This window comes from Pseudobutyrivibrio sp. AR14 (assembly GCF_900101325.1).
Classification (GTDB): Bacteria; Bacillota; Clostridia; order Lachnospirales; family Lachnospiraceae; genus Pseudobutyrivibrio.
The window spans coordinates 1-2,154 of sequence record NZ_FMUY01000038.1; the positions used below are offsets into that span (position 1 = coordinate 1).

2 protein-coding genes are annotated in these 2,154 nt (G+C 42.8%); both read left to right on the plus strand.

The features are described 5' to 3' along the window. Positions 1–841: 841 nt before the first annotated feature. Positions 842–1,090 (plus strand): heavy-metal-associated domain-containing protein, encoded by a 249-nt coding sequence (locus BLP50_RS14130; RefSeq protein WP_090155900.1) that lies wholly within the window; start codon positions 842–844, stop codon positions 1,088–1,090. Next, entirely contained in the window at positions 1,078–2,010 is a 933-nt protein-coding gene (locus BLP50_RS14135; RefSeq protein WP_090155902.1) for an aldo/keto reductase, read from the plus strand. The genes BLP50_RS14130 and BLP50_RS14135 overlap by 13 nt, the downstream gene beginning before the upstream one ends. The last annotated feature ends 144 nt before the right edge of the window (positions 2,011–2,154 follow it).

The window sequence follows — 2,154 nt, forward strand, 5'->3', positions numbered from 1 at the left end:
TATGCGTCACCTCCCTTCCATAGTGACATCCACTTTGTGGAGCACCTTATAGAATGGTTCGGGAGATTTCCACCTCGTCATGGGTACTTTCAGTGCGGAAGAACCGCATAAATAATTTAGCACATATGTTCGAAAATTACAATCGAACAGTAACAATTTTTTATTAAAAAAGGTAATTCAGTGGGAAGCTTAGGCTTCCCACTTTTTTGGTGCCAAAGTGATTGAAAAGGATTGTGGATGATGTTATATTATAGATAAAGAAAGCACCCACTCCAAAGTGGATGCTCCACGAGTTTAAGGAACTTAAATGCTCAAAATGAGCACAGCCTCTTCTGTGGGTCAGACAGGAGAGGCGTTTTTATTTGTGCTTATTGTTTCTCTTGTCGAGAAAGTCAAGCAACGCTAACAATAAATTACAAGCCAAAAAAGGCAATGCTATAATACCAAGCACAATCGATAAGATTTCATAATCGCTCATTGGCGCCACGTCTCCGCTGCCGCTTCGGTCGGCTCAGAACAGAGGTCCACTGGACCTCTTTCGCCCCTTCCTGTAGCATCCAATTGATTGGATACCATATAGGCTCGGGAGACTACCACCCTGTCATGGGTACTTTCAGTGCGGAAGAACCGCATAAATAATTTAGCACATATGTTCGAAAATTACAATCGAACAGTAATATATTTTTTTATTAAAAAAGATAATTCAGTGGGAAGCTTAGGCTTCCCACTTTTTTGTGTGGACATAGTTGGTTGCTATATTTGGGAAAAGGTGATAATATTCATACAAGGTTAGAGATAACTAACTACAAGGCGATTAATTAGGTTAGTTCAGGAGGGAAGTATGTATAAAACAACTATGAAAATAGACGGAATGATGTGCGGCATGTGTGAAGCCCACATCAACGATGCAATTAGAAAGGCAGTACCAGGAGCTAAGAAGGTAAAAAGCTCCCATAAAAAAGGAGAAGGCAGCTTTCTGTCGGAGGAAGTCCCAGATGAGCAGGTGCTGAAAGAGACTATCCAGGAGACAGGATACAAGGTACTGTCTCTTGAGAATGAGGAGCATAGAGGTGGACTATGGATATTTTAAAGCCTAGTGCTGTGGTGGGAACCAATTCTTGGGGAAGCGCCGCATACGGCAAGATGTTACGTGGAGAAAGTGTAGGCGTAGATACTATCAGAGCGTGTTTTGAGAGGGCCAAGGAAAAGGGGCTTCTCATATTTGATTTGGCTCAGGACTATGGTCTGGGCAAGGCTCAGAAAATGATAGGAGAATTTGGAACAGAGGATGTGATTATATCAGCCAAATTCACTCCAACTGGTTCCTATAAATCAGGTCAGGTTAGGAAATCATTTGAAAAAGATTTGCAGGATTTCAATAGAGACTATGTGGATATTTACTGGCTTCACTTGCCATCGGATATAGAGGCTAATCTCAGTGAAATCATCGACCTGTATAAAGAGGGGAAGATAAAGCACGTTGGAATCTCCAACTTTACACTGGAGGAATGTGTGAAGGCTAAGGCGATTTTAGACAAGGCGGGGATTTCTCTCTACGGAGTGCAGAATCACTACAGTCTTATCAACCGTGAATGGGAGAAAAATGGACTGGTGGACTGGTGCTTTAGAAATGGTATTTCATTTTGGGCGTGGGCTGTCCTGGAGGAGGGCATGCTGACAGATCCTAAGGTGAAGACCAAGATGTCGCTTATGAAGCTGATGTTTAACAGAAAGAAAAGAAAGCTCCACAGCCTGTACCAGCTGATGGAAAAAGTAGGAGAGGCCCATGGGATTACAATTCCGCAGGTGGCCATGGCATTTTGCGCATCAAAGGGAATCGTGCCTGTATGCGGCTGCCGAAAGCCATATCAGGTGGACCAGCTGCAGGATGCAGTAAGTGTGACTCTTTCAGATAGCGAGATAAAATCTCTTGAGAATGAGGCAGACAAGCTCAATGTAAAAATCCTTGGGGCAGATATGTTCAGATTCGCAGTGAAGAAGAGCAAGTAAAAAAGTGGGAAGTTGAGGAGTAGACTGTGCAATCTGTGGGGTAAACTCAAGGAAATGGGTGCAAAATGATTGAAATGGATTATAGATGATGTTATATTATAGATAAAGAAAGCACCCACTCCAAAGTGGATGCTCCCGATAGAG

Coding starts and splice junctions, on each gene's coding strand:
- BLP50_RS14135 (WP_090155902.1), top strand. CDS start 1,078: ATGGATATTTTAAAGCCTAGTGCTGTGGTGGGAACCAATTCTTGGGGA.
- BLP50_RS14130 (WP_090155900.1), top strand. CDS start 842: ATGTATAAAACAACTATGAAAATAGACGGAATGATGTGCGGCATGTGT.